We start from the raw sequence: 7,440 nt of genomic DNA, 5'->3' as shown, positions 1-7,440 counted from the left end.
GTCGCCCGCGTTCATCCAGCTCTTCGACCAGACTTCGATACTTAGACCGAAGCCAGCACACAATGGTCTCGTCTCTCATCCCTGCTCTTGTGCAGAGGCTCTCCACTCCGGTCAATCACTATTGCGGTAAGTTGTTTCCTGCCACCGCCTTAGATTGCTTCACTTATTCCGGCTTACTTTCGGTGAAGGCCGATTGAGCCGGTACATTTCAGAGCACGGGCAATTACTGCCCGTGCTCTGTCAGTTTCTACACCCCAGCCTCAACTGCCTGTACGCCTGGTCTGTAGTTGGTGTAGACCAACACTGGAATCTTGAGATCGCCCAGATGTCTGTCGATAAGTGGTTTGACAGCCTCCCACGCTAAGCGTCCGACGCCTGTTGCCAGCCGCGGGAGTGCAAGACTGGTAATCTGCTCCTTCTCGACTTCGTGTCGTAAACGACGGAGACAATGGTTGACGTTCTCGACTGTTGCACGTCCAGGACGTGCACCATGCTCAAACCCACCCTCCTGGGTCAGTAAGGTGAAGATGCGTTTTCCTGATGTTCCCCACGTCCAGATTTCTCCAGGTTTAGGATGGGTTTGATTCGCATAGTGATGATAATCCTTATGCAATGCTGGCCACTGTTCGCGTAATGCCCGTGCTAGCCCTTGGTCAAAGGGATCATTGGGGGCAATGCCGTGTGCAAGGGCGTGAGCTTTGGTGAGTAAGATGTCGCCTGTGACTTCATGGATCATGCAGCGGCTCCTTGGATAGAGGGTTACTTGTAGTTCATTTCAATGACGCTGAAGGATGGAAAGGTGTCACTCCGGGCGAGCAGCGCGAGACCCGGAATTCAGAAGTCATAACCAGAGGGCAGTGTTGTATGCTCCTGGATTCCCGCCTGCGCGGGAATGACGTTCCTTTCGTTCTCCTGAAAAACTCCATTAATGGAGTGCTACGACATCAAACGGAAGCCAACCTTCAACTTTACTTGGAACTCACTCACTTTGCCGTTCTGGATTGCCCCGCGCGCTTCGACGATTTCGAACCAGTCGAGATTTTTCAAAGACTGACTGGCACGACCAATGGCAGTCTGTACCGCATCTTCGATTGAGGTTGACGATACACCGACGATTTCGATCAACTTATACGTCTTTTCCTGCATAACGTTCTCCTCTTATGTCTATGGGACGATTATGGGTTGAAAGCGAACGACTAGTTCTCTGCCCAGGCACGCAGTTCCTCACCGCTGAGGTAACGAAAGCCGACGTCGAGCGTCACCTGATATTGACTCACTTTGCCATTGGTGATGGTACCGCGGACATTTTTGAGTTCGAACCAATCCAATGCTTTAAGAGTCTGATGCGCTCGCGCAATGGCGTTATTCACAGCCTGAGAGATTGAGTTGTCGGCCACTCCGACAATCTCCGTGATGACGTACGTTTTATCTTCCATAGCGCTTCCTCCTCATCGGTACGGACGTGCACAGGTCATGCCGCCTAAAACGCAGGGATTTATGAAATAATGAGCCGAGTTTTCGCAAAAATAGGAATCATGGGCGAGCGGATTCCTAAAAATGAGAAGATAGTTAAGCGCCCTTGCACTTTCATGAACCGCGGCATACTTTTGTCACCCAAGAGGGATAGCCACAAGGAGAAGAATAGTTTCCTCCTACCGGTAGTACCTGATTTTCCTCATGCGCACCCGTAGCTCAATGGATAGAGCGCCGGGCTTCGAACCCGTCGGTTGGGAGTTCGAATCTCCCCGGGTGCGCTCCCTTTATCCCCAGATACGCTAACACTCCATGAAACGTTTCCTTGAGCACTTCCGTACCCGACCAGCAGACGAGAACGCTGCCGCGACTTCTGCTCCACCTCCGCCAGCTGTCTCTGTGACCCGCTCCCAACCAGAGCCACAACTGCCACTACTTGCTCGGCCACGTAATAATTACATCATCGTTATTCTGGATAGTTGCCGGTATGACACGTTGGTCACTGCGGCACCACGTACACTGAGTCGCCTTGGCACCATTGAACGGCGCTGGAGTTATGCGTCGTGGACCGCGCCTTCGCACTACAATCTGTTGATGGGATTGCTGCCGCACTCCAGTCCACAACACGTGTACGCCTCGGAGTACTATAAGCGCGATTTCCTCAAATATAACGAACGGCTGGGAACTGAGCAGATTGAGTTTAAGAGCTTCATTCCGCACTTGTTCTTACCGACGCTGCTTAAACAGAAACTTGGCTACCGCACGCATGCACTCGTATCACTGCCGGTGTTGAATCCGGCCACACCGATCAATCGTGACTTCGATATGTTCACCCTCATGCCCAAACACAACGATATGGCAGCGATGCTCGATCGCCTGACCTTCGCGCCCGACCAGCCGTCATTCTATTTGTTGAATGTTGGAGAAACGCACTACCCCTATGCGCTTCCTGATGAACCCGAGAATCAGTGGCCACGCATTCATGGCGTTCACGGTGTCTTCAAACATCTTGATGATGCGGTAGTTGGCGGCAAACTCGTCGAAGCTGAGGATGCCGTGCCACAATTCTTCGATCAGACAAAACTCGATCAACTTCGCCAACGGCAGCTCGATGCCGTGCGTTATCTTGATGAGGTGTTTGCGCGCTTGTTCGATACTGTCCCGGCTAACACCTATATCACTGTGACAGCTGATCACGGGGAGTTATTCGGTGAAGAAGGATACTTTGGTCATGGTCCCATCAACCATGAGAAAGTCTACGAAGTCCCGTTCGTGGAAGGGAAAATCCGCTAGTCACGCGCTGCCACCCACGCGAGGAGCTTGGTGAAATACGTACAAATCCTTCTTGGTATCGCGATTAGTGTGGTGAGTGGGTACTACGCGCTTCACGATGTGGAGTGGGCAAAAGTGCAAGTGGCCCTTGCGCGAACCAACTTGCTAGGATTGTTACCTGCGTTAGGGATGCTGGTGGTGTTTTTGTCTCTCCGTGCATGGCGCTGGAAACTCTTTGTGACCCCAGTCCAAGCCGTGCCCTTTCGGCCTTTCTGGTCGGCAACGTGGATTGGCTTCATGGCGAACGATGTACTGCCGCTGCGAGTTGGCGAGGTTATTCGCCCATACGCCCTCGCTCAGCTAGCCTCGCTTCGTCTCAGTACTGCAGTAGCAACAACAGTTTTGGAGCGAGTGTGGGATACCGTAGCGGTTGCCATTATTCTTGTGGCGACGCTTTCTGGTATTCCTCTCCCCGACTGGTTGCAGCGTGCCAACTTGATCATCTTGAGCCTGTGCGGGGTGGTGCTGGGGGGAGGTTGGTTATTGGTACGACAAGGAGAAGCTGCCTTTACCAGATTCCCGCCTCGCGTTGCGGCCGTTATGCGAAATTTTTCGAGCGGCTTTGCCGCATTACAGAGTGTACCGCAAGTAATCGGAGCACTCTTGTATTCTCTGGCCATTTGGCTTGCTCTTGGGGGGTACTATTGGATCTTGCTGCATGCCTGTGGTTTTTCTTTGCCATTGCAAGCTACGTTTGTCGTTTTGATCTTCACCGTATTTGCTGCTGCCATTCCTGCCGCTCCCGGCTTTCTCGGAACTTATCAAGTGGCAATGGAACTGGCCCTGCAATTTTATGCTGTGCCGAAAGATGAGGCGCTTGGTTTTTCCCTCATCGCGCATGCGGCGCAGTATTTCCCCATCGTCATTGTTGGGTTGATCGAGTTGTTCCGTTCTGGCCTGCCTCTCTGGCCCTCGCAGTTAGGCAAGGCAGCGTCAGAGCAGTCTCCTTCTTAGCAGCTGTTGATACATTCCGCAGAGGCAGTGCAAAAAACGAAACCGTGCTTCGACAGGCTCAGCACGAACGGGGTATCTCATACCTTTTTCAGTTCTGTTTCCGTTACCCCTGAGCTTGTCGAAGAGTTTTTCAACAGCTTCTTAACCGGAGTTAACAGGAGGTCAGCAGCGCCTGTGCTTCATGCAGGTCGGCACTGTCTTGTTCGTTGCTCAATCGTTCGTAGAGTGGGGTCAGGAGATGCCGAGAGCGATCTCCGTTACCTTGCTGCTGCCACAGGCGACTGAGGCGAATAGCGAGACGGAACTCCAAGGCCCTGGCCTGCTGAGCGCGAGCGAGTTCAAGGGCTTCGAGAAAACATTGCTCTGCTGCTGATGCCTGGGTGCTAGGAAGGGGAGAGCCGAGACTTTTGACGTTAGACTCTGGACTCTTGTCTTTCCTGGTCCCTAGCCCCCAGCCACGCGTCCCTTTTTTTCTGTAAATTTCGCTTTCTGATGCCAGGAGGAGTTCCCCTTTGATGCGGCATAGCTCTATCTGGGGAATCCGTTGCCCGCGTGTGCGGGCGAGGGGTATTCCTTCGGCTAGGGTCTGAAGACACTCTGTTGTTTGTCCCGCGATCAGTTGCGCTTCCGCCAGGAGCGCAAGAAAGTAGGCGTGCCACAAGACTGCGCCAGTCGCTTGATACGCAGCACATCCCTGGCGAATTTGCTCGATCCCCTCTCGCCCTTCCGTCTGCATGGCACGCGCCCACCCATACTGGACAGTGCTGCAGGCAAGACAGTACGGAAATCCTTTCTCGGCTGCCAAGGTCATTGCCGTGGTTGCCATTGCTTGGGTGGCGAGCAGCGCTCGTCGTATCTGGTACATCGCTGCGATATGGCAGCGAGCCAGAGCTAAGCTGTAGTAGTGAGCCTGTTCCTCTGCCAAGGCCAGGGCATCGTCTGCTTGGGTACGTGCGAGCGTAGTTTCTCCTTGATACGAGAGAATGACAGCGAGTGATGAACGGGCGAGGACTCCAGGGTTATCGACAAAATCCGTCGAGTGCTGAGGCGTTGAATTGCTCATCGAAAGAATGTTCTCGTAGTGCTGCCGCGCAGCTGAGAGATCGCCCTGCCAAAAGAGCGTAGAACCAAGCGCGTTATGAGCCAGCGACACATACTGAGGGTCTGGTGTCGTCTCGGCGACTTCTAACAATTGGTGAGCCTGAACCAGCGCCGTCTGAAGTTCAGCGCGAACGTGAGAAAACCCCCAGAGGCCGAGCAGCACCGGGAAGGGCTGGGCGGTGCTGCTCGCATGTTGCCACAGCGCATGAGCACGGGCATAGGTACGTTCGACCACCACCGAAGCATAGCCATGCGTTGCCGTGAGTGCCGTACCTAAGGCACTGCAAATCGCAATTTCTTGCTGGACGCGATCCTCTGAAGTTGGAGTGCCTTTGAGTAATTCGAGACCGACGGTGAAATGTTCGATCGCTTCACGGTAGGCATAGCGCTGCAAGGCGGTTTCTGCGGCGTGCCGTCGGTACTGCACCGCGCGGCGAAAATCGCGTCCCCGTTCGAAATGCATGGCCAGTTCCACTGCAATCTGCTCGGCCTGAGTTCCATACGCGGCTTCTAGTTGTTGACCGATGCGGGCGTGCACGTGGGTTCGTTTTCCGGCAGGCATGCGTTGATAGAACACATTCTGATAGAGCGAATGGATAAAGGTGTATTGCTGAGCGAGGGTGCCGTCGGGCCATTCACTGATGCCCAGCGAACGTAAGAAGTGAAACCGACGTGTCATCTGGGTGTAGTGTTCTTCGACGGTCGGAATCGGGCTGTCGGTTGCCGCGGCGACAGCCGCAGCGGAAAATTCCGTGCCGACGGCACTCGCGACTTCAAGAAGGTGTTGTTCATCAGGCGCAAGGCGCTCGATCTGCATTTCGATCAATTGTTGTACGTTGGCGGGAACGATCGTGTGAATATCTGTGTTTGCAGCAAGGAATTGCCACTGGCCAGCCTCTTGGCGGAGGGCGCCCTGGGCAATGAGATATTCAACAATATTGAGCATGAACAGCGGATTGCCCTCGGTGCGTTGGTATAACGCGTGTGCCAACGTGGGAAGAAAGTCAGCCGAGGGAAAACGTTGAGTGAGATAGGCAAGGACAGCCGCTTCATCCAAACATCCTACCGCGATGGTGAGGGATTGTCGGTGCGTCGAAAGTTCACGTGTCAAACCCGGCAACGGATGCCAACTGTCTGTGACAAATTCTGGACGATAGGTACTCAAGACTAGAAGCCGACTTTGCTGAGCACGCCGGGTGAGAAAAGCGAGGAGATCGAGTGTGGCTGAGTCACTCCAGTGTACGTCTTCGATGACGAGCACTAACGGTCTTTCCGCGGTCAAGTGTTCCAATACTTCAGCGAACTCTCGCAGCATGCGATCGGACGTGGTTCCCCCTAAAGAGCGACGAAGACGTTTGAGTTCGGTCGCAGAGATGAGTGACGGCATGTGGACCAGCCACATGGACGCGTACTGCCGGAGCCTAGCGACGAACCGTTCATTGCCCGGGAGACGACACAGACGCTCAAGGGCATCGAGGATGGGAAGGTAGGGCTCGACAGGACCATAGTGTTCAATGCACTGTCCAGACACGACCCAAAACCGTGGATCAGCAGCTACCTCGGCAAGAAACGCCTCGACAATTGCGGTCTTTCCTATGCCCGGTTCTCCTGTGAGGAAGACAGTTTGTCGATTCCCTTGCAGGAGGGAAGATAACAGTGAGTGAAGTTGGGATAGGATCGCTTCTCGTCCAACGATAGTCGAGGCGAGAGACTTGAGGTGAGAGGTTAGTGAGGAAGGGGAGGTGACCTGAAGTTTCCAGCCTTTCGTCTCCTCTTTTCCTTCGATCTGTGATTTTTGCCTCCTGGCTCTTTCTTGTTGACGTTGAGTAGTGCGTTTTGTCCTGTGAGCGTTTTCCGTCGCTGCACTTGCTATCGCACCGATGAATCGATACCCACGCCAGGGGATCGTTTCGATAAAGCGAGGAATCTGCGCTTCATCGCCCAAGGCCTGTCGTAAGCGGCGGATCATCACTTTGAGTGCAGCGTCACTGACGTACACCTCCGGCCAGACCGCATTCAACAACTCCTCTTTAGTGACGAGTTGCCCTGGACGACCCATGAGGTGGCGGAGGACGAGAAACGCTTTCGGCGTGAGCGGGACGTTCCGTCCGCCCAGACGTAGACACTGGTTGATGGTATCAAGGTGCAGAGCTGTCGCCGGTGAGGATTTTCCAGGTCTCATAGTCCGTTGTTACCAAAATGTAACCAAGAATTTACCGTTTCGTTATGACTTATCCGGAAAACTCCGGCTATTGCAATCTGGGCAAATGGCCGGGAGTAGGCGGCGTTATAACACAGAGGGCAACAAGAAGAGAAGCCGTCGTGGGGAAAAAAAAGAAATTTGGCAAATTCCGGCAGCCCAGATGCTGACCGAGAATGCAAGGAGGGCAAATTATGCGGAGGCGTCGATACAGTCTTCTAGGTGGGTTGTTGACCTGGGTGACCCTGGGGGTGCTCTCTACCCATCCCTGTAAAGGTCGGTTGACTACCGTCGCATCGCCAGAATCCGCGCAGTCGATACGTGCGTTTGTTTTTTGCCACTCAGTTTGTGAGGTACTGGCTTCTTCGGCCCGCGTTTGG

The 7,440-nt window shown here is 53.9% G+C and carries 6 protein-coding genes and 1 tRNA gene; 3 read left to right on the top strand and 4 right to left on the bottom strand.

The window, feature by feature from the left end; all coding sequences use genetic code 11:
- Positions 1-247 precede the first annotated feature (247 nt).
- The 3 genes from FJ147_25960 to FJ147_25950 all read right to left on the bottom strand — a co-directional run bounded on the left by FJ147_25960 (position 248) and on the right by FJ147_25950 (position 1,436).
- A complete protein-coding gene (locus FJ147_25960) occupies positions 248-736 on the bottom strand; it encodes a macro domain-containing protein (GenBank protein ID MBM4259331.1) in 489 nt (162 codons plus the stop codon).
- 200 nt (positions 737-936) lie between these two features.
- Positions 937-1,146, bottom strand: coding sequence for a dodecin domain-containing protein (locus FJ147_25955; GenBank protein MBM4259330.1), 210 nt, complete (start codon positions 1,144-1,146; stop codon positions 937-939).
- Positions 1,147-1,196: 50 nt separating this feature from the next.
- Positions 1,197-1,436 carry a dodecin domain-containing protein gene (locus FJ147_25950; protein ID MBM4259329.1) on the bottom strand — a complete coding sequence of 80 codons (240 nt, stop codon included), beginning with the start codon at positions 1,434-1,436 and terminating at the stop codon, positions 1,197-1,199.
- 245 nt (positions 1,437-1,681) lie between these two features.
- On the opposite strand from FJ147_25950, the gene FJ147_25945 reads away from it, so the two are divergent.
- The 3 genes from FJ147_25945 (at position 1,682) to FJ147_25935 (ending at position 3,759) form a co-directional block, all read left to right on the top strand.
- Positions 1,682-1,754 (top strand) — tRNA-Arg (locus FJ147_25945).
- A gap of 31 nt (positions 1,755-1,785) precedes the next feature.
- The gene (locus tag FJ147_25940) at positions 1,786-2,766 is read left to right on the top strand and encodes a metalloenzyme (protein MBM4259328.1); all 981 of its coding nucleotides are present in this window, start codon (positions 1,786-1,788) and stop codon (positions 2,764-2,766) included.
- Positions 2,767-2,793: 27 nt separating this feature from the next.
- Positions 2,794-3,759: a flippase-like domain-containing protein gene (locus tag FJ147_25935; protein MBM4259327.1), complete on the top strand. Its 966-nt coding sequence runs from the start codon at positions 2,794-2,796 to the stop codon at positions 3,757-3,759.
- A 151-nt stretch (positions 3,760-3,910) separates the two neighbouring features.
- Here FJ147_25935 and FJ147_25930 read toward each other — a convergent pair whose 3' ends face one another.
- A complete protein-coding gene (locus FJ147_25930) occupies positions 3,911-7,042 on the bottom strand; it encodes a hypothetical protein (GenBank protein ID MBM4259326.1) in 3,132 nt (1,043 codons plus the stop codon).
- Positions 7,043-7,440: the final 398 nt, after the last annotated feature.

The organism is Deltaproteobacteria bacterium, from assembly GCA_016874775.1.
Taxonomy (GTDB): Bacteria; Desulfobacterota; Binatia; order Bin18; family Bin18; genus VGTJ01.
Note: the sequence above shows the minus strand (reverse complement) of the source record. Positions and strands in the feature narration are given on the sequence as shown.

Bases quoted from the DNA above. Each gene is read 5' to 3' on its own strand.
- FJ147_25940 (MBM4259328.1), top strand. From the start codon at position 1,786: ATGAAACGTTTCCTTGAGCACTTCCGTACCCGACCAGCAGACGAGAAC.
- FJ147_25950 (MBM4259329.1), bottom strand. From the start codon at position 1,436: ATGGAAGATAAAACGTACGTCATCACGGAGATTGTCGGAGTGGCCGAC.
- FJ147_25930 (MBM4259326.1), bottom strand. From the start codon at position 7,042: ATGAGACCTGGAAAATCCTCACCGGCGACAGCTCTGCACCTTGATACC.
- FJ147_25955 (MBM4259330.1), bottom strand. From the start codon at position 1,146: ATGCAGGAAAAGACGTATAAGTTGATCGAAATCGTCGGTGTATCGTCA.
- FJ147_25960 (MBM4259331.1), bottom strand. From the start codon at position 736: ATGATCCATGAAGTCACAGGCGACATCTTACTCACCAAAGCTCACGCC.